The sequence below is a fragment of the Kovacikia sp. CALU 1929 genome, assembly GCF_056784235.1.
The window spans coordinates 51,171-75,210 of the sequence record NZ_JBXBCF010000083.1; the positions used below are offsets into that span (position 1 = coordinate 51,171).

General features: G+C 51.6%; 18 protein-coding genes and 1 tRNA gene. 11 read left to right on the forward strand and 8 right to left on the reverse strand.

The genetic code is table 11. The features are described from left to right. Positions 1 to 321 precede the first annotated feature (321 nt). From AC1S52_RS22250 to AC1S52_RS22260, 3 genes are all read right to left on the reverse strand, one after another. Positions 322 to 1,476 carry an Arm DNA-binding domain-containing protein gene (locus AC1S52_RS22250; RefSeq protein WP_482031233.1) on the reverse strand — a complete coding sequence of 385 codons (1,155 nt, stop codon included), beginning with the start codon at positions 1,474 to 1,476 and terminating at the stop codon, positions 322 to 324. Positions 1,477 to 1,652: 176 nt separating this feature from the next. Beyond that, positions 1,653 to 1,725 (reverse strand) — tRNA-Thr (locus tag AC1S52_RS22255). A gap of 87 nt (positions 1,726 to 1,812) precedes the next feature. Then, positions 1,813 to 2,679, reverse strand: a complete 867-nt coding sequence (locus tag AC1S52_RS22260; protein ID WP_482031234.1) for a ferritin-like domain-containing protein — start codon at positions 2,677 to 2,679, stop codon at positions 1,813 to 1,815. A gap of 282 nt (positions 2,680 to 2,961) precedes the next feature. Between AC1S52_RS22260 and hpnA the strand changes: the two genes are divergently transcribed. Together hpnA and hpnH are read left to right on the forward strand one after the other, a co-directional pair. Further along, positions 2,962 to 3,945: a hopanoid-associated sugar epimerase gene (gene hpnA, locus AC1S52_RS22265; protein WP_482031235.1), complete on the forward strand. Its 984-nt coding sequence runs from the start codon at positions 2,962 to 2,964 to the stop codon at positions 3,943 to 3,945. 107 nt (positions 3,946 to 4,052) lie between these two features. Next, a complete protein-coding gene (gene hpnH, locus AC1S52_RS22270; RefSeq protein ID WP_482031236.1) occupies positions 4,053 to 5,075 on the forward strand; it encodes an adenosyl-hopene transferase HpnH in 1,023 nt (340 codons plus the stop codon). Between the two features lie 95 nt (positions 5,076 to 5,170). On the opposite strand, the gene AC1S52_RS22275 is transcribed toward hpnH, so the two are convergent. Then, a complete protein-coding gene (locus tag AC1S52_RS22275; RefSeq protein WP_482031237.1) occupies positions 5,171 to 5,428 on the reverse strand; it encodes a hypothetical protein in 258 nt (85 codons plus the stop codon). A gap of 278 nt (positions 5,429 to 5,706) precedes the next feature. Between AC1S52_RS22275 and AC1S52_RS22280 the strand changes: the two genes are divergently transcribed. Next, positions 5,707 to 9,861 (forward strand): pre-peptidase C-terminal domain-containing protein, encoded by a 4,155-nt coding sequence (locus AC1S52_RS22280; protein WP_482031238.1) that lies wholly within the window; start codon positions 5,707 to 5,709, stop codon positions 9,859 to 9,861. Between the two features lie 158 nt (positions 9,862 to 10,019). Here AC1S52_RS22280 and AC1S52_RS22285 read toward each other — a convergent pair whose 3' ends face one another. Together AC1S52_RS22285 and AC1S52_RS22290 are read right to left on the reverse strand one after the other, a co-directional pair. After that, complete coding sequence (locus AC1S52_RS22285; RefSeq protein ID WP_482031239.1) at positions 10,020 to 10,457, reverse strand: DoxX family protein; 438 nt, start codon at positions 10,455 to 10,457, stop codon at positions 10,020 to 10,022. 299 nt (positions 10,458 to 10,756) lie between these two features. Continuing rightward, positions 10,757 to 11,548 (reverse strand): SDR family NAD(P)-dependent oxidoreductase, encoded by a 792-nt coding sequence (locus AC1S52_RS22290; protein WP_482031240.1) that lies wholly within the window; start codon positions 11,546 to 11,548, stop codon positions 10,757 to 10,759. Positions 11,549 to 11,699: 151 nt separating this feature from the next. Between AC1S52_RS22290 and AC1S52_RS22295 the strand changes: the two genes are divergently transcribed. From AC1S52_RS22295 to psb35, 7 genes are all read left to right on the forward strand, one after another. After that, the gene (locus AC1S52_RS22295) at positions 11,700 to 12,284 is read left to right on the forward strand and encodes a DUF1802 family protein (protein WP_482031241.1); all 585 of its coding nucleotides are present in this window, start codon (positions 11,700 to 11,702) and stop codon (positions 12,282 to 12,284) included. Between the two features lie 228 nt (positions 12,285 to 12,512). Beyond that, positions 12,513 to 15,020: an AMIN domain-containing protein gene (locus tag AC1S52_RS22300; RefSeq protein WP_482031242.1), complete on the forward strand. Its 2,508-nt coding sequence runs from the start codon at positions 12,513 to 12,515 to the stop codon at positions 15,018 to 15,020. Between the two features lie 155 nt (positions 15,021 to 15,175). After that, positions 15,176 to 15,445, forward strand: a complete 270-nt coding sequence (gene petP / locus AC1S52_RS22305) for a cytochrome b6f subunit PetP (protein ID WP_482031243.1) — start codon at positions 15,176 to 15,178, stop codon at positions 15,443 to 15,445. A gap of 53 nt (positions 15,446 to 15,498) precedes the next feature. Next, entirely contained in the window at positions 15,499 to 16,596 is a 1,098-nt protein-coding gene (locus AC1S52_RS22310; RefSeq protein WP_482031244.1) for a Get3/ArsA fold putative tail anchor-mediating ATPase NosAFP, read from the forward strand. 7 nt (positions 16,597 to 16,603) lie between these two features. Beyond that, positions 16,604 to 17,659, forward strand: coding sequence for a chlorophyll synthase ChlG (chlG, locus tag AC1S52_RS22315; protein WP_482031245.1), 1,056 nt, complete (start codon positions 16,604 to 16,606; stop codon positions 17,657 to 17,659). Positions 17,660 to 17,880: 221 nt separating this feature from the next. Then, positions 17,881 to 20,232 (forward strand): transglycosylase domain-containing protein, encoded by a 2,352-nt coding sequence (locus tag AC1S52_RS22320; RefSeq protein ID WP_482031246.1) that lies wholly within the window; start codon positions 17,881 to 17,883, stop codon positions 20,230 to 20,232. A 92-nt stretch (positions 20,233 to 20,324) separates the two neighbouring features. Beyond that, entirely contained in the window at positions 20,325 to 20,528 is a 204-nt protein-coding gene (gene psb35 / locus AC1S52_RS22325) for a photosystem II assembly protein Psb35 (protein WP_482031247.1), read from the forward strand. 15 nt (positions 20,529 to 20,543) lie between these two features. On the opposite strand, the gene AC1S52_RS22330 is transcribed toward psb35, so the two are convergent. Further along, positions 20,544 to 20,966 (reverse strand): tellurite resistance TerB family protein, encoded by a 423-nt coding sequence (locus tag AC1S52_RS22330; protein ID WP_482031248.1) that lies wholly within the window; start codon positions 20,964 to 20,966, stop codon positions 20,544 to 20,546. Positions 20,967 to 21,029: 63 nt separating this feature from the next. After that, on the reverse strand, positions 21,030 to 22,502 hold the full coding sequence (locus AC1S52_RS22335) for a 16S rRNA (cytosine(967)-C(5))-methyltransferase (RefSeq protein ID WP_482031249.1): 1,473 nt from the start codon (positions 22,500 to 22,502) through the stop codon (positions 21,030 to 21,032). A gap of 268 nt (positions 22,503 to 22,770) precedes the next feature. Between AC1S52_RS22335 and AC1S52_RS22340 the strand changes: the two genes are divergently transcribed. Next, on the forward strand, positions 22,771 to 24,030 hold the full coding sequence (locus AC1S52_RS22340) for a dicarboxylate/amino acid:cation symporter (RefSeq protein WP_482031250.1): 1,260 nt from the start codon (positions 22,771 to 22,773) through the stop codon (positions 24,028 to 24,030). Positions 24,031 to 24,040 lie beyond the last annotated feature (10 nt).

Below are 24,040 nucleotides of genomic sequence, written 5' to 3' on the forward strand. Positions count from 1 at the left end.
TGTCTTTTTAAGAACTTGAACAGTTTGAAAGTATTTAGTTTGCATCCATACTTTGAATTCATATTACCTTTCAATCCTCTGGCAAGGATCATAATTTGGCTCATTTTGTGCATATATGGTGTAACTTTTTCTGAAGATCTATCATTTCCGATATGGAGATCCATATCTAGCGTTTAGATAAACCATCCCTTCTATTCTACGCACAAAGCGAATTACCCCTTATTCCAATAAGGAACAAAGGGGTGAGGCAAGATTGAGAAGATTTAGCTGTTATCAAGAGTGAAACTTAGCTTCAAGAGTGCCAAAGAACTGGCAGAAGCTTCACAGGTTGGGAACTTGAACATGATCGGTTGGCTTAGCGTAAATTCGATCAATCATCTGAGCAGAATTTCCAACCCATTTTGCAATCTGAATACTGGCGATGTCCGCCTCTCTACACAAATTACAGAAGGTGTGGCGGGTTTGGTATGGGTTTCTGTACTCAATCTCAGGGAGACCATTTAGAACATTCTTCCATGCTCGGTTCGTGAAGTTGTGCCAGTCAATAAACCTTCCTTCTGGACTGGAAAAAACTAAAGATTCAGGATCATGTTTCTCAGGCTTAATCGCTTCCAACAGAGCTGATAGCTGTGCATTAATAGGAAATTTTCTAGACTTCTGGGTTTTCAATCCATCCTTTAAGACCAACCCCTTTCCGTTGTAAATGACTGCACGTTCAAAAGTAATAGTTGAGCGATTAATATTTTTCCATTGCAAAGCTAAAGCTTCCGATGGTCTGCATCCTGTAAAAAATAGAAATTCGATTAGAGGAGAATATCGACTGTAGTATCTATTGGCTTTGAAGGCTTGAATGATGCGATCGCGTTCATCCCTGGTGAATGGGAAAACTTCATCTTCCTCAGTTCCAGCCTTTTTCACTTTCACTTCGGCTGACATACCCTCAAAGGGGTTTGCTATATCCAGCAACTCAGATTTTTTTGCCCACTTGCAGCAGGCAGACAGATGCATCAAAACTCGTTTAGCGGAATCAGCAGGCACATTAGCATTTAGCCAGTCAAAGATCGCCTGTGCTTCGGTGGGAAGTTTGTAGGGACACCGCTCTAGGTGATTTGAAACCCAGCCATACATTCTGATCGTCGCTGGAGACTTTCCTGGTTGCTTAGTTTCACTATACTGTCGCCAAATTTCAGAAAGACTGGGTGTAGCTTTGGGTGTAATGTCTGGAGAACTGACACTTAGAGATGATTGAGGTTTGTACTTTATCAGGGTTTGATCAAAGTGCCCTGAGAGAATATCTAGTTCAATCTCCCTAGCCTTCATCTCAGCCAGCTTACGGTTCTCTGGTGTATCTGGAAAGCCTAGAGAAACATAGTGCCGTTTCCCAGCGAATCGGAAGCGTAACTGCAACCGATTGTGAGAAGTAATGACTTGAACCGAACCCTTAGAAGCCTTGCCTGTTGGAGTCTTTGAGTACATGGGTGCTGACCTTTAGTACACTAGCATTAAACCCAAGTTACACCCAAGTTACACCCAAAATGTTCTAAAAGTACCCAATCTTTAACCAAAATTCAGAACATACGTTCCTATACCTCAGACCTTCTTTGAAAACCGAAAACCCCCAAATCTAGCGGATTTGGGGGTTTTCTTTCAAAAGCTGGTGACAAGACTCGAACTTGCGACCGGCTGATTACAAATCAGCTGCTCTACCAACTGAGCTACACCAGCAAATTTTTTCTGCTAAACCAGGATAGCAAATTATAGAGTCAATTGCAGGGACGATCGCCACTGAAACTAACGCCCCTGCCAAGTAGTTTAAGCCGCATCAGCAACTGGACTCGATTTGCGTTTGGGCAATAATTTGAGCGATCGATAGGCAACTTCGGTTAGCACAGGTAAAAACTCTGGACGGAGCAACTGCTCATCGTATTGGCTCATTCGCTTAGTATTCTCCTGAATGCACACCTCTAGAAACCTATCTATAGTCAGATTGAGGGTGAAAGCTTTGACTCCAGTTGCCGTAAAACCTTTGTTATTGCTACTCTTTTTCTTCTTCTTTTTGGTTATGCCGCTCAGGTTATCGAGTCTGCGCTGAAGGGCACCTGTGTATTGCCAGAAGGAGTGGAAGGGACGTAACCAACCTTTGCCCTGCTGAACTTGCTTATAGGCAATCCAGTTGATAAAAAATACCATGTGGCGGGCTTCTTCATCCAGAATCGGGTCAAAGATGGTGAAAAAGGCTTCGGGCATTAAGCCTGCCTGACGGGCAATTTCAAATAAGCCGAAGGCAAAGAAGGAGTCGAAGCATTCACCGTAGCCAAATTTGATGAATGCCGGTTCCAGATTGGCAGGCAGTTCTCGTTCTGGCTTGGCGGGCAGGTTGACGCTGTAGCGATCGATCAAATACTCAATCACCCGACCATGACGGGCTTCTTCTCTTCCCTGGAGAGCGATCGCCGCTCGAATGACGGGATCCTCTACGGTCGCCGCGTAAACATCCAGCATTTTGCCTGCTTTCTTTTCCGTGTGCAATGCTTCATCCCAGAAGGGAATTCCCTGTAAACGTTCCAGGGTCGTACTGTCTAGCTGGGGCCAGGGTAGCTGTTCCGGTTCGTACAGGCGATGGCTAGCCATAAACCATTGGCAAAACAAATGCTTATGCTCTTCGGAACCCACTTTCATATTTCACTCCACTCACCAGACGAATCCAGAGAAAGTAGTGGGTAGAGGGCAAGCTGTAACGAGTTACTACTCAACAACCCACAACTTCCTACAAGATCCTGTTTACCTTCTCACCAAGTCTAGCTTGCCCATCCTTGCAAAAGCTAGACTCCCTGACACCTAGACCTCCGAGGCTTCCAAAAACCTCGGAGGTATAAGCCTGACGTTCCTTCTTCACTGCTACCCACAGCAGTGGTTGAAACGGTAGGATGACAGTTGAATCAATTCAAAGAATAACGTGGTGTGAACAAGGCGTTTGTAACGGGTGGGACAGGGTTTGTCGGTGCTAATTTAGTTCGCTTACTTTTGAAAGACGGCTATTCTGTGCGGGCACTGGTTCGTTCGGGCAGTCGGTTGGATAATCTGCAAGATCTGGAGGTGGAATTAGTCGAAGGCGAGTTAAATGATCCTGATCTGTGGCAGCAGATGACTGATTGCAAATATCTCTTTCATGTGGCGGCTCACTACTCCCTGTGGCAGAAAGATCAGAAGATTCTGTATCAAAGCAATGTGTTGGGTACTCGCAATGTCCTGGCAGCCGCCCAAAGGGCAGACATTGAGCGAACGGTCTACACTAGCTCGGTTGCCGCGATCGGTGTGAAGGAGGGGAGTATGGCGGATGAAACCTATCAAAGCCCGGTGGAAAAGTTAATTGGTCATTACAAAAAGTCTAAGTATTGGGCAGAGCAGGAAGCCGTCCAAGCGTTTCAGAGAGGGCAGGACATTATTATCGTTAATCCCACCAGCCCAATCGGTGCCTGGGACATTAAGCCAACGCCCACAGGGGAGATTGTTCTCCGCTTTCTGCGTCGCCAGATGCCTGCCTATATTGACACGGGGCTAAACTTCATCCATGTGGAGGATGTGGCAAAGGGGCATCTGCTGGCATTACAGAAAGGAAGGGGGGGCGATCGCTACATTTTGGGCAATCAAAACCTGTCCCTGAAGCAACTACTGGATCAGCTATCTACCATCACAGGGATTCCCGCTCCCCAACGAGCCATTCCGGCATGGATTCCGCTCACCGTTGCCCAAATTGACGAACACATTCTGGCAAAGTTCGGAAAACCCCCTTCGGTTCCTGTAGATGCTGTTCGAATGGCTACCCAAACCATGTTTTACGACTCCACAAAAGCAGTTAAAGAACTGGAACTTCCCCAAACTCCCATCACGACTGCCCTACACGATGCCGTAAACTGGTTTGTAAAATATAGTTACGTATCTTGATAGGTGGTAGGTGGTAGGTGGTAGGTGGTAGGGAGAAATACTCCCGACTCCCGATTCCCCACTTCCTCACCCCCGTCTTGTGGTCTTAGTGAGGAGTTAAACCATCCATGTCAGTTCACATCCAGCAGGCGATCGAAGTTGGTAAGTATATTGTCAGCCAGAGGCTCAAAGGGCGTAAAAAATATGCCCTGACTCTGATGCTGGAACCTCTGTTCCGGTGCAATCTGGCTTGCTCTGGTTGCGGTAAGATTCAACATCCTGTCGAAATCCTCAAGCAAAACCTGACCCCAGAGGAGTGCTTCGCTGCCGCCGAAGAGTGCGGTGCGCCTGTGGTTGCCATTCCCGGTGGTGAACCATTGTTGCATCCTCAAATTGATGAAATTGTGCGGGGTTTGGTGGCACGCCGTAAGTTCGTTTACCTCTGTACTAACGGCATTCTGTTGGAGAAGAGCCTGGATAAGTTTGAACCCTCTCCCTACTTTGCCTTTAGTGTTCACCTGGACGGATTGCGAGAACATCATGACAAGTGTGTAGACCGCAAAGGCGTATTTGATATTGCAGTCAAGGCAATTAAAGCGGCTAAAGCACGGGGCTTTCGAGTCACCACCAACACGACGATCTTTGCAGGGACTGACCCCAAAGAGATGCAGGAGTTTTTTGACTTCCTCACCGAGTTGAATGTCGATGGCATGATGATCTCTCCGGGCTACAGCTATGAGTGGGCACCCGATCAGGAGCACTTTCTCAAGCGAGAGCAGACCCGTGCCCTGTTCCGGGAAATTATGGCTCCCTACAAAGCAGGCAAGAAAAACTGGAACTTTAACCACAACCCCCTATTCCTGGACTTTCTGACCGGGGAAAAGGACTACGAATGTACTCCCTGGGGAATGCCCAGTTACAGTGTGTTGGGCTGGCAAAAACCTTGCTATCTCCTGAATGAAGGGCACGTTAAAACCTACCGTGAACTCTTAGAGAACACAGACTGGAGCCAGTATGGACGTGCCAGCGGTAACCCTGAGTGTCAGGACTGCATGGTGCATTGTGGTTATGAGCCGACGGCTGCCACTGATGCTATGGAACCCAAAAATATGGCGCGGGCATTGGGTAGTGTGTTGAGCTTGAGTCGGTAAAACAAGTTCACTACAAAGGCAAGTTCACCACAAAGACGCAAAGGACACGAAGGAATTATTCTGTTTTGTGTCTTTGTGGTTTGTAGAGTTGCCCATTACTGGGGCGGTAGAACTACCTGGTTTTGCCGCTCATAGATCAGGCGATCGCGCCCTGTGTAAGGGTTACCCGATGTCACTGGGCGAACCAATTCATTTGACTTCACTTGAGTTTGAGGGTTCACTGGCATTTGGACCACCATTTGAACTGGTTTCTGAGTCAATGTTGGAATAGAGTGATGGGTCAAACCTAGCTGATACTCATAACGGGTCTGAGCTTTGACCGCAGAAGCCGATAGGGCAGAAAAAACCAACATCGAAAGTCCAGCCCTAATGAAGCATTTGATCATTTGAACTCCTGGGTGAAGGGAAAGTATGGAGTGAGCCTTCACCTGAATACCAGTGTCTATTGGTATCCTGAGATACCAATTAAGGATGAGTGAGAAAATTTGAGGGAAGAGACCTGATTCAACGGAACTAACGGGTTTGCTGTGCCGTGGATGTAGGGGACAAGTTTAAAAAAATTGCTATAAAGGTTAGCGGTGTTGATTGAACATCTTCACCGAATTTTCAGTGGTGCCTGGGGAGTTTACAAATGGAACCCTTTGCTCAATCTACCAAAATCACATCGGCGAATCTGCTTGCTAGTGGGGCATTGGCGGACCCGGAGCGATCGCTCCAGGCACTCCTCCTCCCCAATCCTCTGGATACAGGCTTTTCCTCCCGTTCCGCCAGTCAGCAAAGTGTTAACGAAGTTGCGACCATTCCTCCGCTCGACAGTTCCCTGATCCAAATTCAACCTCTGGCACAGGCATTAGGCACCCTTTACGGGCAGGCAAGTCTGACAGGAAGCCTCACCACGGGCAACCCCTACGATGTATATCAGTTTGAGCTGCCAACGCTTTCCAGTCCTACAGGTGCTAATCTGGCAGGCACGGGAACGCTCACCCTCACTTCAGAAGCACAGATTGTCCTGGTAGAAGACCGGAACAGTAACGGGCGCGTAGACCCCGGTGAGGCTTTTGAAGGTTCCAGCACCAGTCCAGTTCAGCTTCCCTATCGGTCGGGCACCTATTATGCGATCGCCTATTCACCCGGCGGCGACCTGAACTACACTCTTACCCTGGCAGCAGATTTCGCTGGCAACACCCTGGCAACCGCCGCAGACCTGGGCACTCTGTACGGCAGGCAATCGTTTCAGGATTTCATTGGTAGCACAGACCAGGAAGACTATTACCGCTTTAGCATGGATGAACCCGGCAATTTCACGCTTCTGCTGGAAGGGTTGACCGCCGATGCCAATGTGCAACTGGTGCAAGACCGCAACAACAACGGGTTGATTGAGGAAAGCGAGATTTTACAGGTTTCCGCCAATCCCGGTACAGCAGCAGAAGCGATCACCCAGGCGAAGGCGATCGCTCCCGGCATCTACTACGTTCGTGTCCTGTCAGGCTCCGAGGGCGGGACAAACTACACCCTGACTCTGGATTTGAATCAGGCAGGGAATAGCCTCAGCGAGGCTCGCACCATTCAATTTTTTGACGATACCCAGTCTTTCTTTGGCTTTGTAGACAGCACTGCCCCAGAAGATTATTACCAGTTCGAGGTGTTTACAGACAGTAACCTCAGCCTGGTGTTGAACGGTAGGAGCGATCGCGTTTCCGCCCAACTGATCCAGGACTTGAATGGGAATAGCATCGTCGAAGTTGATGAAATTCTGGCGACCTCCGTGAATCAGGCAGGCACCCTGATGGATACCCTCAGCCGTCCGTTGGCGGCAGGTGCCTATTTTGTTCGGGTACTCTCTGCATCCCCGGCTGGAGCCACCAATTACCAGATCGATCTGTCTGTTACAGGGGAAGACCGGGCAGGGAATGATCTGGGAACCGCTCTGGAGATTGGGGTTTCCTCGATTCCCTCCCCCTTCACCGGCTGGGTCGATAGCACTGACACCAACGACTATTACCGCTTTAGCCTGCTAAATACCAGCACGGTTAATCTCACGTTAGATTCCCTCAGCGCAGATGCCAACCTGCAACTGATTCAGGATTTCAATCAAGATGGCACACTGGATAGCAATGAAATCCTGCAAACATCGGCAAACCCTGGTCTGGCTTCGGAGTCTATCAGCCAGCTTTTAGGACCGGGCGACTATTTTATTCGGGTTTACCAGGGAAGCGGTAGTACCAACTATCGATTGGTCGCGGCTGCGATTCCGGTTCTGGATCAGGCGGGTAACAACCTGAATGATGCCCGGTTAATTGCCCTCAGCTCTACCGCCAGCCCCTTCACTGACCGGATTGACAACGGAGACTTGGAAGACTACTACCGATTTAGTATTACCGACAGCGGTGCTGCCTTTAACTTGCTGCTGGATGGGTTGGAAGGCAATGCGATCGCCGAACTCATTCAGGATCTCAATAATGACGGCATCGTTGACAGCAATGAGGTTTTGCAAACTGCCGTCAGCGTTAATGAAACGGCAAAAACCCTCACCCGTGTTCTGGATACTGGCACTTATTTTGTCCGAATTGCGGGAGCTACGCCTGAGGTCAGTACCAACTATCGCCTCAGTCTGTCCCTGGATCAGGCAGGGAATACGCCCGCTTCAGCCCGACCGATTCCAGCCAGCGACCCGTCCCTCTCGTTCAGTGATTGGGTGAGTCTGGCAGACCCGGTGGACTATTACCAGATCAGCCTGAGTAGGACTACCAACCTGAGCCTGAGCCTGGGCGGACTGAGTACTGATGTTCGGTTCAGACTGTTGGACAGTTCTGGCACGCTCATTCAGGATGACGTGCTGAACCAGGACGGTACGCGATCGCTGAACCAGACACAGACAGCCGGGACTTACCTGATCGAAGTTGCGGTCCTCGGCGGCAGTACGAATTACAATCTGCAAGTTGCAACTTCAGCGATCGATAATGCTGGAAACCGGCTTGCCGATGCCCTCGACCTGGGTTTACTCAATGGCTCCCAAACCTTGAATGATTTTGTTGGTGACTTCGACCCCAGCGATTATTACCGCTTCAGCCTGAATGCTCCCGGTACACTCAGTGCCCAACTAACGGGACTGGCTGCCGATGCCAATTTAGTTCTGATCCAGGACCGGAACAACAACGGCGAAGTAGATGCCGATGAATTGATCCAATCTGTTGCGAATCCGGGGGCGATCGCAGTCTCCCTGACCCAGGAGCTAGAGGCAGGCACTTACTTCACTCTAGTGCGGCAAGGAGCCACAAATGCGAATACGGATTACAGTCTGAATCTGGCATTTGACCAGGCAGGTAATACCCTGGGTACTGCCCGTCCCATTGTCGTAGACGCTGCCAACCGCAGCTTTAGCGATTTCATCAGTGAAACTGGAACCGATACGAATGACTACTACCGCTTTAGCCTGGACAGTAACCAATCCCTCAACCTGGCGTTGACCACCTTCAACGCACGGGCGGCTGTGCAACTGATTCAAGACCGGAATGGAAACGGCGTGGTTGACAGCGATGAAATCTTGCTGGCTCAGGAAACCCTGGGCACTACCCCCATCTCGTTGAGCCAATCCGTGGAAGCAGGCACCTACTGGCTGCGAGTCCTGCCGACGACAGGGGATGCCAACTACACTCTCACCATCAGTACCGCTGCCATTGACTGGTTTGGGCTAAACCTGCGCGACCTGGAAGTCATTAACCTTGCCCGTGCCGCCTTCGCTAACGGCGAAATTGATCGCAACGAAACCCTTGCCATTCTGCGGAGTACCCAGGACGGCGGGATTGTCACCCAAACTGAACTAACAGATTTGAGGCTACTGGTGGGCAATGGTCAGCCGCTAGGGATGCCTGACTATGTGCGAATCCTGGCAGACCGGGTAGTGAATGGGCGTGTGGCAAATCAGTTTTACCAGGGTGAACCTCTGGGCAATTTGGCAGACAGCGGCGACTCGGCAACCCGAATGGATTGGTTGATTCGGAAATGGTTTCTAGGTCAAGACCGCCCCTTAGCCCAATCTTCAGATGGACAGATCACCTATCCCTATCGGCTTGCCAGTGGTGCCCTGTTCCAGGATGGCATCAGCTTTACCGATATTCGACAAGGCGATCTGGCAAATGCTTACCTGTTGTCGGCACTGGCAGCTACCGCTCTGCGATCGCCCGCTGTCATCCAGAATATGTTCATTGATAACGGAGATGGCACCTATACCGTGCGCTTCTACAACAATGGCGTAGCGGATTACGTCACTGTCGATCGCTACCTGCCCACCACAGCCGTGGGCACCTTCGCCTACGCCGGATTCGATACCTTCTACAACGTCAACACGAATGAGTTGTGGGTCGCCCTGGCAGAAAAAGCCTATGCTCAGATCAACGAACTGGGTTGGCTGGGGCAGGATAACACCAACTCCTACCAGGGTATTGCTGCTGGCTTAGAAACCGTTGCCGTCAACCAGATCGCCAATCGGGCTACGACAGCACCACTCCCACTCAACTTTGCCACTTTGGTGAATGCCTTTGATGCGGGGCAGTTGGTATTTGTCACGTCTAATCCGGTCACGGTTGCAAGTAACATTGTCCCTGACCAGAAATATGTCGTCGTGGGTTATGACTCCATTGCTCAAACCGTTACCCTGTTTAACCCCTGGGGCACAGGCGATCGCCGATTGGAAGGCAGCAACCGTCCCGGCATTGTGACCTTAAGCGAAAGCGAATTGACGACCAGCTTTGCCCTCCTGTCCTACACGACCGAAGCAGTAGGATAGTTTTGAGGTGGATGGCTTAGGAATGAGAATTTAATAAGATGCAATTTTTCGCGGAGGGGCTTAGCACTGCTAAGCCCGTACCACCAAGAAATAGTTCAGGTTAATTAATCCATGTTTCTTAGTATCAATTGATAACTCCGCGTCACGGTTAAGGGGGATCACTCAGTCACTTTAGGATATCCAGGCAGAATCGAAGCCTGCTTGGGACCATTGTCTGGTCTGGTGTACCAGTATGCCCAGGCAATTAAGACAAACTGAAACGGCAGTCGAATTGCCTGAAACCACCAACCATCAGGAACTCCATCAATATGGATGTGATTCATTGCCATGTTTAGATTGGCTGGGTATACCGCAATAAACAGTGCCACCAAAAGCCATGCAGATGATTGGCTGATGGGCGGCATCAACAGTCCCAACCCTAGTAAGATTTCAATCACACCACTGATGTAAACCAGCGCAGCCGGATACGGTAAGAAACCAGGCACAATTCTAATAAACGGATCGGAAGCGATAAAATGTAGCGCTCCGGCAACCAACATGCAGACTGCCAGAATGATCCGCAACACTTCCTTATTCTTCTGAATTTGCTCAATCACAGATGGTAGTCTCCAACCAGTTGCAAATCAAAAACGTTTTATCACCACTTTAGGGGTATTTATCCTTCCAGACATCCCTCTAGAGATTGTGCTAGAGATAGGAGCTAATCACCTCTCATCCTCTCTGCTGTGGTGTATGCAGGGAAGCCCCTCTCTGCGAACCAAACGCCAATAATTATTCCCTCACTCTCAACTTTTAATTCTCAACTTTTAATTCTCAACTCTCAACTTTTAATTCTCAACTTTTAATTCTCAACTCTCAACTTTTAATCCTCAACTCTCAACTCCTCACCCCGCCGCTACCAGGGCAACCGGCTTCCATCCCAGGAAAGAAACTGACCACTATCCTCTGACTGTAATCCTTCAATGACCCCAAACAACTGAGTCACCGTCCGTTCAACAGGAAATAGCTTTTCTGGTGGCACATTCCGCTGAAATGGTTTCGACAAATCGGTATCCGTCGTGCCTGGATGCAACATAATGACTAAGGTTTTGGGGCTTTTGCGGCTATATTCGATCGCCACGGTTCGCATCAGCATATTCAACGCTGCTTTTGAAGCGCGGTAGCCATACCAGCCCCCCAGCCGATTATCCCCAATACTGCCAACCTTCGCAGAGATACTGGCAAGCACGCTCCGTTCACCGTGTTTGAGGAGTGGTAAAGCGTGTTTGGCAAGCAGCACCCCCCCAATACTGTTGACCTGAAAATAGCGCATCAGATGGTCAGCCTGAACCTGCTGCAAACTTTTTTCTGGCTGTAGATCGCCTTGATGAAGAAAACCGACACAGTAAATGACTAAATGCAATCGCCCAGTTTGTGCCTGAATTTGAGCCATGCTTTGAATGATTTGGGCTTCATCGGTGATGTCCATTGAAAGTAAGCGCAGCCGGTTTGGATGCTGCTCCAGCAATGCCATTAACTCTGGTGATGCTATTGCTCGGTAGGTGGCATAGACCACTTTGATGCGGCAACGCAACCTTTCGGGAAGCCGGTGATCATCCAGCAATTGCTGCACAAAACCCAACCCAATCCCCCGATTAGCGCCGACAACCAGGGCATGGATTGGCTCAGTTCCCTCAAAAATCTCCATGAATAGCCACTAATGAGAGAAGTTACCTTGCAAATCTTAATGGAATTTGTTGAGGCTTTGAATGTAAACCCCACCAACTTAGAAACCCGTAGTTTTTCCCGGGAAAGATTTCCAGTTCTCAACTTAAATTCAGGTTTAGCAGTAGAATAGCTTGAAATTTAAAGTCCTCAGCTTCATGGCTCAAATTACCGATGCGCTGAAAGAATGGCAAGTTGCCGTCGATGCTCTGGAAACGGGAGAGATGGTCATGCTGTTGCGCAAAGGGGGAATTCGGGAAGCTGGGGGCAAATTTTCGCTGATGCACGATCGCGTCCTGCTATACCCCACGCGCGAACATCAGAAACCGCACCTGCTGAAAACAGCCTATTCCTCTCTGGTTGAGCCGGTGGAGTCAGGTTGGCATCCTGCCTCTATCCGAATTGGGGCATGGGCAGAGATTTCCCAGGTGTTTCAGGTGACAGATGCCGATCGCGTTGCCTCCCTCATGCCCTTTCACATTTGGAATCAGACGTTTATTGATGAACGCCTGAAGTGGAAACCTAATCAGCCCCTTTACATTCTGTTGCTGAGGGTCTACAAGCTATCTTCACCATCGCTCATTCCTTACGAACCTACCTATGGGGGCTGTAAGTCCTGGATTGACTTACGAGAAGCGATCAGTCTGGATGGGCAGCCCGTATTAGAAGATCAGGTCTATAATCAGCGGACGGCTGAGATTTGCGCCGCAGTCGCCTAATCAGCAGGAATCAAAAATATTTCTGGAATTTTTTTGATCAAACGCTACATCTGGTGTCATCATTAGTTGAGTTTGGGGCATTCTCCCCAGATAGTGAGTTCGCATCAGTAGCGACTTCGTAAAGTGATCCACTTTGAGGATTATCATCCTCGCAACTATCGCTTCATCTGATGCTGCTACGGCTATCCTGGAAAGCCAAATCGTTTTGGAAGCGTTCAGCACAGAGCCATGCAAAGCCAAAAATTTGAGTCAAAATCTCAGTCTGCAATTCTCTTACAGCAACGTTTCGCAAGGGTTCCCTTGATGGCTCAATGGTTGAGCCAATCGCTATTGATCATGGGTATCGGTAGTACCACGGGGATTGCGCTGGCAGTGGGGGCGATCGCAACGGTTCAGGCTGCCTCCCTGACTCAATGGCAATATGACCCCGTCGCGAACCAGCTAGAACTGACCGTCAAAGACGGAACCACGCCTCGTTACTTTCTAATGGCGCAGCCTGCCCGCATTGTGGTGGATTTACCCGACACGTCGGTTGGCGAAGTCGCTACCCAGCAAACTTATACGGGTGCAGTCCGCAGTATTCGCGTGTCCCAGTTCCAACCTGGACTGGCTCGGATTGTGATGGAACTGTCACCCGATATTTCCCTCGCCCCTGGACAGGTCAAGCTCGAAAAAGCGGCGGGCAACTCCCGTTGGGTTTTACAACCCTTGATTGCTAAAGCTCCGTCTAACCAGCCTCCCCTTGCCCAGGCACCCAAACCCGTCATTCCCATTGCTCCGCCATCGGGTATCCCCTCCTCGGCTGCGGCTACCAGCCCTCCCCCTGTTTCCGCTCCATCAGTTTCCCCTTCTGCATCAGTTTCCCCTCCGTCCGTCTCCGCTGCAACCCCAACCGCTGCCTTACCGGACTCAACCACGGTTGCCCCCGTTACCAATGTCACCTCAACGGCACTCTCACCGCCGCCGTCTGTGAACACCACCAACGCCTCGATCCGCCGTCCTTCGAGTCCTAAACCAGTTGCCCGCCCAACTCCATCTCAGCCTAAACAACCAACGGTTTCCAAGCCTTCCACGGCTGATGCAGAGGATGTTATGACGGTAGATACCGCTGGGGGAATGGCGATCGCGGTGCCTCCGCCGGAGTCCCCCACCTCCCCTCAACCCCAAGCCCAAACGACAGCCCTACCCTCCCAGGCACCCGTTGTAGTAGTCCCCTCTTCTGCACCAACCGCCAGTTCTGTCGCCCGATCTACCCCCTCTCCGGCTCTGCCCACGCCTGGCTCCCCTGCGCCACTGGATATTCCCACAACCCTGGCTTCCAGTGCTCCAGGCTCTAAGCCTACAATCACGGTGCCGCCGCTAGATGCCGCCAGCCCAGCAGTGGCTCCATCGGGTACTGCCTTTCCCCCGGTTTCACCCCGTCCTGTACCAGCATTAGCTCAGGCTACGCCAGTTGAATTTCCCAATGCGACTCCATCTGGGGCAGGCATTCCTGGTCAACCCGCGATCGCCGTTCCCCCGCCTGCCGCAACTCAACCTTCCCCAGGGGTGCGCAAAAAACCCGCGATCGTCATTCCCCCTCCGACCACGGCTCAACCTTTCCCGGCAGTCCGCGCAGAACCCGTTGTCATCAACCCAACAACGCCCCTGCCTCCTTCGATCGCCTCGCCAGTCCCTCCAACGGTCAACGTCCCACCCCTATCGCCCAGCGTCCCGTCGGTGGTGAACGACCCCTTACCTGGAACTGCCTACCCACCAGCCCTCAACGTTCCACCTCTGGTGCCAACACCGTCTAGAACCAGTGCCCCGTCGCCTCAGCCAGCGGTCCCTGCCTCGTCGGTGTTCAGACCTGATTTTTCCGGTCCCACGTCTGCACCCCCCGTCCCCGCCGTTCCACCGCGATCGCCGGAGGCACCTTCCAGAGCCGATACCCCTCCCGTTCAGCCAGCGGTACCCGCCTCATCGGTGTTCAGACCTGATTTTTCTCCCCCCATTCCAGTCGTTGCTCCCCCATCGCCAGAGGCACCTTCCAGAGCGGGTGCTCCGCCGCTTCAGCCATCGATACCCGCATCGTCGGTGTTCAGACCCGATTTTTCCGGTCCCACGTCTGCACCCCCCGTCCCTGCGCGTCCCACGGGTACCCCAGTGATTGAGTTTGGTCAGCCGTTGCCTGCGGTTCCCCCCTCACCCACTACGAGGGGAGCGCAACCAGGAGTTCCCCATAGCTCCCTATCTGCCCAGCGATCGCTGGTATCTGATGTATCGCTGCCCGCCGGTACGGTACTTGACCTCCACTATCCCGGACAGACTTCTCTGGAATTAAAGACAGGTGCCCCCCAGGCTGAAGTTTTAGTGGTGCGATCAGACATTCGTAATTCCGCAGGAACTCTGATTGCTCCTTCAGGTGCTGTCGTCACCGGGCGATTTGAAACAAACCCCTCAGGCAGCCGGTTTATTGCTCAAGCCATCTTACTCCAGGGTCGCGCGATTCCCTTGGCTGCTCAGTCGGATGTTTTGGGCGCAAACCGGAAGCTTACAGACAACAATCTGGTTCAAAATGCTGGGGTTGGATTGCCTGTAGGCGGACCCATTGGAGAAGTAGCCGGGGGAAACCCCGGACTCGGTGCTGCCGGGGGAGAGACTGCTGGCACCCTCACCGCTCTATCCACTCCCAAATTCGCCACTATACATCCAGGGCAACTAATCCAGGTCAAGCTTTTAGAGGATTTTCGCTAAGGTTGGGGGAAATTTTGAGTTTTGAATGGAGGGTTTTGAGTTGAGAGTTTTGAAGTGCTGGGGCAATGGGAAGATCATGCTTTACTGACCACCTACCACCTAACCCCTACTCCTATCCCTGACACCCCTACCCCACTCCCTGCTCCACAATTCTGTTGCCTCACACGCTAAATCAGGAACAGGACGCTGGTACACTGGGTTTTGGTTTATTTTTAAGTCTTGGAGTTGAAATGGAAGTCGGTCAGAAAGTTCGGGTCCGTCGATTGCGAGATCGGGCATCTAATGAGGTGGTTAGCAAGTTGGGGCAGGTCGGTACAATCCGAGACTTCAAGATGACGGATGGTAGTGGAGTGGGAGTCCTGATTCAGTTTGACGACAAATTTTCTACCTGGTTTTTTGAGGATGAAGTAGAGCAGGTGCAGTAAACCGTCTAGCTCGTTAAACTGTTCAGTGCAGGTAGAGCTTGGGAAGTTGACACATGGCTCTGATTTTGACTTTTTTAGGTAAGGGTGGCGTTGGTCGAACCACGATCGCGATCGCCGCCGCTAAACGGTTTGCCAACCAGGGTAAGCGGGTGCTTCTAGCCATTCAGGAAGCAGGACCCGCCCCTGGTTTAATGCTGGGAATGGTGCTGGAACCCGATCCAAAGGATCTGGCTCCTAATTTACAAGTGATTCAGTTTCAAGCAGCGACTCTGCTAGAGCGCAGTTGGGAAGAACTGAAAAAGTTAGAGGCACAGTATCTTCGGACTCCCTTCTTTAAGGAGGTATTTGGGCAGGAATTAGGTGTTCTGCCTGGAATGGATGGTGCGCTGGTGCTGAATGCGATTCGGGAATACGATGCCAGCGGCAAATATGATGTGATTGTGCTGGATGGGGCAGGCGATCAGGCAACTTTGCGAATGTTAGGGATGCCTGAAATTGCAGGCTGGTATATTCGTCGGTTTCGCCAGGTCTTTGCTGACTCTGACCTGGGCAAAACCCTATCCCCTTTTATTCAACCGATTGCCAGTGCGGTGTTAAATGTCAGTTGGACCGATGACCCCTTCAATCAGCCCGTGGCACGGCAGGCAAACGATATTTTGGAGCAGGGCAGGCAGGCGATCGCCGACCCCAAGCGGGTAATCGCTTACCTGGTGACCACTGGAGAAGAAGGGGCGATCGCGACTGCCCGTCATCTCTGGGGAGCAGCTCAGCAAGTGGGGCTGACCGTGGGCGGGGTGATTGCCAATCAAACGAGCGATACCAGCCCGTTCAGCGAAAAATTTGCCCCACTCCCGGTTAGTTCCGTAGCAAATCAACCTGTCAATGATTGGCAACCCCTGATTGATGCCCTACCTGATTTTGAGCTGACCTCTCAGGTTCCCCCCCCGATCGCGATTAATGTGGCAGAGCGAAAAGTCAGCCTGTTTCTTCCCGGCTTTGACAAGAAACACGTCAAGCTGACCCAATACGGACCCGAAATTACGATTGAAGCGGGTGATCAGCGCCGCAATATTTTTCTGCCACCTGAATTAAGGGGTAAGCCCGTCGCCGGAGCTAAGTTCCAGGACAGCTTTTTAATTATTTCCTTCTAGTAAGAATATGTCTGACCTGAATCCTTCTCAAATCGAGGCTGAGTCTACTGCCGCAATACCCTCTGAGGGGGCGCAGGCAACTTCTGATGGGGCTGCGATTGATACCGCCGCTGACCGGAGCGCTAAAACCCGCCAACTGCTTGGCATGAAGGGTGCCCAACCGGGGGAAACCTCGATCTGGAAGATCCGGCTGCAACTGATGAAGCCGATTACCTGGATTCCCCTGATCTGGGGCGTGGTCTGCGGTGCAGCTTCCTCTGGTAGTTTCCGCTGGTCGCTGGAGTATGTCCTCATCTCTGCCGCCTGTATGTTGCTTTCCGGTCCCTTACTGACCGGCTACACCCAGACCTTGAATGACTTCTACGATCGCGAAATTGATGCCATCAACGAGCCTTATCGTCCCATCCCCTCTGGTGCAATTTCGATTCCCCAGGTCGTCACCCAAATCCTCGTTCTACTGCTTTCCGGCATTGCCCTGGCTTACGGGTTAGATCAATGGGCAGGGCACGAGTTCCCAACCATTACCGCCCTGACCATTGGTGGTTGCTTTCTGTCCTATATTTACTCTGCCCCACCCCTGAAGCTTAAGCAAAACGGCTGGTTGGGTAACTATGCCCTGGGTGCCAGTTACATTGCTTTGCCCTGGTGGGCAGGTCATGCCCTATTTGGTGACTTAAATCTGACCATTATTCTGCTGACGCTGTTTTACAGTCTGGCCGGGTTAGGGATTGCCGTCGTAAACGACTTCAAAAGTGTGGAAGGCGATCGCCAGCTTGGCTTAAAGTCTCTCCCAGTAATGTTTGGTATTGCCACCGCTGCCTGGATTTGCGTTTTCATGATCGATGTTTTCCAAGTTGGCATTGCCACCTACTTGATCACCATTCATGAGAACCTGTATGCTGCAATCTTATTGCTGTTGGTGATCCCTCAGGTCACCTTCCAGGATATGTACTTCCTCCGCGATCCGCTAAAAAATGACGTGAAGTATCAGGCAAGTGCCCAGCCATTCCTTGTTTTAGGGATGCTGGTTGCGGCTCTGGCACTGGGTCATGCTGGTGTTTAAATGGACAATAGACAGTCGATTTCAGTGTTAGCCTTGATGCAAATCAAGCAAAACCCAGGTCAAAAGTCGAACGGTTTTTAGCTCCAAATTGACAGGTAACACTTCGGATCTTGAACATTGCTGGTTTAGGGATAGGTTTTGAAGATTGCTCTCCTTCGGGAATGCAAATTTAAGACCTTACAATGGAGCGGGTAATAACTTGGTGGTGATGAGGCTTTGGTGTGGACGATTTTATTTCAAAGATTAAAAACATCTCAACCGGCTCTAAAAGCTCAGAGTCACTCCAGTCTGAAGGTTCGCATGATCCGGCTGCAAATCGGCAGCCAGTTTCCCCCCGGCGATCGCGCCGCAATGAAGGGGTTGTGCTGAAACTGAGGCGGTTATTTGACAAGCCAGAACCGGATCTCGATCAAACCGATCCAAACCCTCTCCAACCAAAGCTGCCCCAGCATCCAAAACCCCGTCGCCGCTGGCTCTGGGTTACATTTTTGCTAGCCGGTGGCAGTGGGAGTATTCTGGCTTTAGGAATTTGGAGCATTGAGAGTGAACTGCCCGATGTTTCAGATATATCCCGCTTTGTTCGCAATGGCACTCTCACCATCAAAGCGGCTGATGGCAGCGTCTTACAGCAGCGAGGACCGGCAACCCGCGATAAGCTGGACTATGAGCAAATACCCCAAAAGGTTGTGCAGGCTTTTGTTGCGGCGGAGGATCGACGGTTTTATCAGCACAATGGGGTTGACGTACAGTCCATTGTGCGAGCAATGGCGACGAATCTGCTTGCCGGAGATCTGGTAGAAGGTGGCAGCACCATAACCCAGCAGCTTGCCCGCGTTGTTTACCTGAATCAAGAGCGAAGTTTTGGACGTAAGCTTCAGGAAGCCTTTCTAGCCCAAAAGATTGAACGGGAGTTGAGTAAACAGCAAGTCCTGGAAAGATACTTGAATCTGGTTTACCTGGGTTCAGGGGCATATGGGGTAGCCGATGCCGCCTGGGTTTATTTCAGCAAATCCGTGGACAAACTCACTTTACCTGAAATTGCTACCATTGCCGGACTGCCGCCTGCTCCCAGTGACTATTCGCCTTTAGTTAACCTGGATACGGCGAAACAGCGCCGAGATATTGTGCTACAGCGGATGCGGGAAGCCGGTTTTATTACGGCAGGGGAGGAGGAAGCCTCACGGGCATTACCACTAGCGCTAAAGCCCAGTGTTCCTAAAAAGCTATACAGTGATACGCCCTATTTCACTGCCTATGTCCAGCAGCAGCTTCCCAGACTCCTTTCTAAAGAAGCCCTGGAGGTTGGTGGGTTAACGGTTGAAACCACCCTCAATCCCCACTGGCAAAAGGCGGCTGAAAAGGCAATCCAGAATGCTGTGAATGAAATTGGACCTTATGAAGGGTTTAAGCAAGCCTCTCTGGTTGCGGTTGACCCTCAAACGGGAGAAATCCGGGCGATGGTGGGCGGTACTGACTTTGACCGCAGCCAATTTAACCGGGCAACCCAGGCGCAGCGCCAACCGGGGTCTGCTTTTAAGTCCCTGCTGTACACCGCTGCGATCGCCACGGGCATGTCCCCCTACACCAGCTACCTGGATGCCCCTTACACGGTGGATGGCTACAAGCCAGAAAACTACAGTCGCAAATATAGCGGTTGGATGACCCTGCGGGAAGCGTTGACCAACTCGGTTAACATTGTCTCCGTCAGGCTATTGATCGATACCGGCTTTGATCCCGTGATTAAGCTATCGAATCAGATGGGCATCAAGTCTAAGCTGTTGCCAACCTATTCTCTAGCTCTGGGTGCCTCTGAGGTCAACTTACTGGAGTTAGCCAACGCCTATGGAACCATTGCCGCCCAGGGTAAATATACAGAGGCCCATGGCATTCGACGCATCATTGACCGCAACGGCGAGGTCTTATACCAGTCAGACTTCCGTTCCAAACGGGTGCTGGATCCAGGCTCAGCCGCGATCGCAACCTGGATGATGCAGAGTGTAGTCAACAGCGGAACGGGACGGGCAGCCCAGATCGGTCGTCCAGTGGCTGGAAAAACTGGCACCTCTGAAGAAGCCCGCGATCTCTGGTTTATTGGCTTTATTCCTCAACTGGTTGCAGGGGTTTGGCTGGGCAATGATGACAATGCCCCCACCTGGAGCTATAGCAGCACCGCTGCATCCGTCTGGCATGACTTTATGACCGTAGCATCCAGAGGAATGGCAGTCAAAACATTTCCTGAGTTGCCAAATCTGGAAACTCGTAAGGGATCCATGAAAGCCAAGCCAGTCAGACCCAACCGGGCGTACACCAGCGAGGCTCCCTCTTCGGAAACCCGTCAGAGCGCCCCTTCCAGATACACAGAACCAGCCAGACCAGCAGAAAGTTCACGTAATAATGATCCCCCCCCCTCTGATTCGGCTCCCGCTGAGGCACCTCCATCTGATGTTCCACCCCCAGAAGCGCCTCAAGTGCCTGATGAGCCACCCCCACCAACTAATACGGCTCCACCTGAGCTTCCTCCTGCCGAACCGCCTGCTCCCCCAGCCGTTGATTCTCTTCCCACTGCTAATTGAGTCAAACTTCCAGGAGTTTCCATGGGCTAGGAGCAGATGTAGGTTTAATTTCTGTAGTTTTTCTTTAGGTAATTGACCAGGAGTTGTGTCGAATGAACGGATTGATCGCTACCGCTACAAGCGCAGGAATGCACTTTCCCGTAGCATTTACTGCGGTATATGTTGTGGGATTTATTGCCGCTGTTACCATTGGCTCGATTGCCTGGTACAACTCTAAGCGCCCCGCTGGATGGGAAGACAAGGATCGCCCCGACTTTATCCCAAAAGTTAAGCCTGAAGACTCATCTGAGTCGTAGCTGCTCATCGCTGGATTAATCCAGGCTAGAAACCCAGCGCTTGTAAAGATTACGAATAGTCTTTAAAACCGTGCTGTCATTCGGGTCCTCAGGCTCATGTCCAGGGTCTAGCTTTTGCAGGTTGGTCAACAGGCGAGCTTCTTCATTGGCAACCGTACCATCGCTGTAAATCAGCCCGCTAATTGCCTCAATCAGTTGCTGGCAGTTTTCGGTGGTTGGCTGATCGCCCAAAAACTCCCTGACCCAGCCATAGCACTCCTCTGGTTTTACAGGTCTAAACTCGTAAAGCAATGGCTGGATATCAGGTTCATTCGCAACACCTTTTTCCTTGACCACCCGGTGCAGATATTCCCGCTCTTCCGGCTGGATCTGCCCGTCGATCCAGGCAGCGCCAATCAGGATTTTGACGAGGGTTTTGACCTTAGGATCTGCTGTCATCGCTTTTAGGTAATGATGGATTACCTGTACCCTACACCCAACCCCTCTTACTCAGCCACTTCTTCAACTCTTCTTTAGCCGAACCATGAAAAACCCATCCATATCGGATCGATGGGACCAGATTTTGACCCATCCTTCAGGTGTGACCAATGCGGCGGCGGGTGAATCAGAGGTTGGGGGTTCAATCTGCCAGTTGGGATGGTTGGTAAGAAAGGTCTGAACCACCGCCTCATTTTCAGCAGGATGGAGGGTACAGGTCGAATAGACCAGAATACCGCTGGGTTTGACCCAGGAGGCTGCCTGGTCTAGCAGTTGGGTCTGGAGTGCAGCCAGTTCCTGAGCGGAGTCAGGGGTTTGCCGCCAGCGGGCATCGGCGTGTCGGTGTAAGGTTCCCAAGCCAGAGCAGGGGGCATCCACCAGGACTCGATCGCACCCTTGCTTGAACTGGGGCAGGTCGCGGCTATCGCCTTCACAGATTTGAATCGAAACTAAACCCAGCCGATCTGCATTTTGCCGCAACTTTTTGAGTCGGGAGGGTGTGCGATCGCAGGCCCACACCGTCCCTTCATCGTGCATCAGTTCTACCAGGTGCATGGTTTTGCCTCCCGGTGCAGCGCAGGCATCCACCACCACTTCCCCCGGTTGTGGATCAACCAGATAGCCCACTAGCTGAGCGCTGCTATCCTGCACCATCCACCAGCCCTCACTGAACCCCGGTAGCTGCTGAATCGAACCGACTGGTTCCAGCAGCCTCAATGCCTGGGGCAGGTGGGGCACCCGCCCAACCGGAACCCCGGCTGCCTGCATTGCCGCTTCCACTGTCTCAATCCTGGTTCGTAGAGGATTGATCCGTAAATCAATTTGCGGTGGTTGGTTCATCCACTCACACAACTGCTCCGTCTCCTCCAGCCCAAGCTGCTCCAGCCAAACTTCAATGATCCAGTTGGGATAACTGTGCAGAATACCCAGGCGATCGATGGGGGGAAGGGCAGGAGAAGGAGGAAAGATAAAGGATAAAGGATGAGAGGATAGAAAATTACTCTCATCCTCTTGGCTGTTAGTAATTAGCGATTGGCTGCCAGTGGGTTCTTCCCTCGCCTCCCTCTCTTCCCTCTCTCCTGCCCCCCTGCCCCTCTGCGCCCTCTCCTCCCTCTCCCTAGCCCACCTCCGCAGCAACCCATTCACAAACCCCGATAGTCCAGCAAATCCATTTTGTTTTGCCAGGTCTACCGTCGTGTTAACCGCCGCCGATACCGGAATTTGATCTAGGAAGCTGAGTTGATATAAACCTAGATGCAGGATAGTTCGCAGGTCGGGAGACTGCTGGTGCGACTTCTTCTTCGCCAGGTGATCGATGATGGCATCCAGGGTACGCTGTCGCCTGACACTCCCATAGACTAGCTCCGTGACCAGGCGGCGATCGAGTTGGCTCAGACCTGACTGACTGAGTACTTTATCCAGCGCCACATCCGCAAAAGCTCCACGATGCACCTGACGGAGAGCGAGAAATGCAGTTTGGCGGGAAGTTTGAGACACGGAAGGGAGACAGGGTATGGGGAAGTCGTTGAGAGTGAGGGGGAGATGGGGAGGGGATCTGGGGAAGGTGGTGGAAAAAAAGAAAGAACAGTTGTTGTTGGTATCTACCCCCATCTACCACCTTACTTCCTCTACCACTTATCTCATGGGCTATCCCTAACTCAAAACTCTCAACTCAAAACTCTCAACTCAAAACTCCTACCTCCCCGTCCCCTCCCTCACGATGATAGATTGAACGAGTTAGTTTGGGTGAGACGCGCGTGGGCTTATGAATTTATCAACGCTCATTCTCAGTTCGTTGGGGGTAGGGATTCTATTTGGCGCTCTGTTGAATGGGGTTTTCCCAGAGGCGATCGCGCCAGTTGATCACTATCTTCTCACTCCCCTGGGTAATAGCTTTCTTCGCCTCATCCAATTTGTGGTCGTCCCGATTGTGTTTTCGTCGTTGATTTTGGGGCTAACCGGGGTGCGGGATGCCTCTCAGGTCGGGCGGTACCTGCTGAAGTTATTTACGGGATATGTGCTGACGGCGGCGATCGCCGTGTCTTTAGGAATTACGACTGCCCTTCTACTAAAACCGGGGGCTGGGATGGCTGGCTTCTCCCTGGATGTGGCAGCAAGTACGACCCAACGCCCATCCTTGATTGATTGGCTGGTCAGCCTGGTACCGGTCAATCCGTTAGAGGCAATGGCAACCGGGAATCTGCTGCAAGTAATTTTTTCGGCAGCACTCATTGGGGCAGGCATTCAACTGGCAGGAGAGAAATCAGCCAGCTTTGTCAATCTGGTTGAAAGTGTCTATGTCATTTTTGAAAAAGTCCTGTCCATTATCCTCTACACGGCTCCAGTGGGAGTTTTTGCTCTGATTAGCTCTGTGATTGCCACCCAGGGGTTTGGACTGATCGCCCGCCTGCTGATTTATGTACTCGGTTTGCTGCTGGCATTCATCGTAATGATGGGCATTTATCTGTTAATGCTATTTGTGCTGAAAGCTAAGCCAATTCAGTTTTTTAAGTCCTTTTTTCCAACCTTTTCCCTGGGGTTTGGCACCGCCAGTACAAATGCAGTCTTACCCCTGGCGTTACAGGATGCGCAGGAAAGTTACGGCATGAGCGGGACGATCGCCAGCTTTGCCATCCCCCTGGGCACCGTACTGAAACGAGACGGGTCAGCCATTTATCAAGGGTTCAATGCCCTTTTTATCGCCCAGATCTACCACATTCCCCTGACCGTTGACCTGCTGGTGGCAATCGCCCTCAGCACCCTGCTGGTTTCCTTCAGTACAGCCGGTGTCCCCGGCTCCGGCATCATTATGATGGCAACGGTTCTATCGGCAGCGGGGTTGCCCGTGGAAGGCGTGGCACTGGTTGCAGGGGTTGACCGCCTGACGGATGGCTTTAAGACCATCGTTAACATCACCGGCAATGTCGTAAACGCAGTCTTGTTAAGTCGCTGGGAAAACCACGGATTTTCACTACCTGAGGAGGAAGAGGGGGTAAAAAGTGAGGAGTTGAGAGTTGAGAATTGAGAGTTGAAAG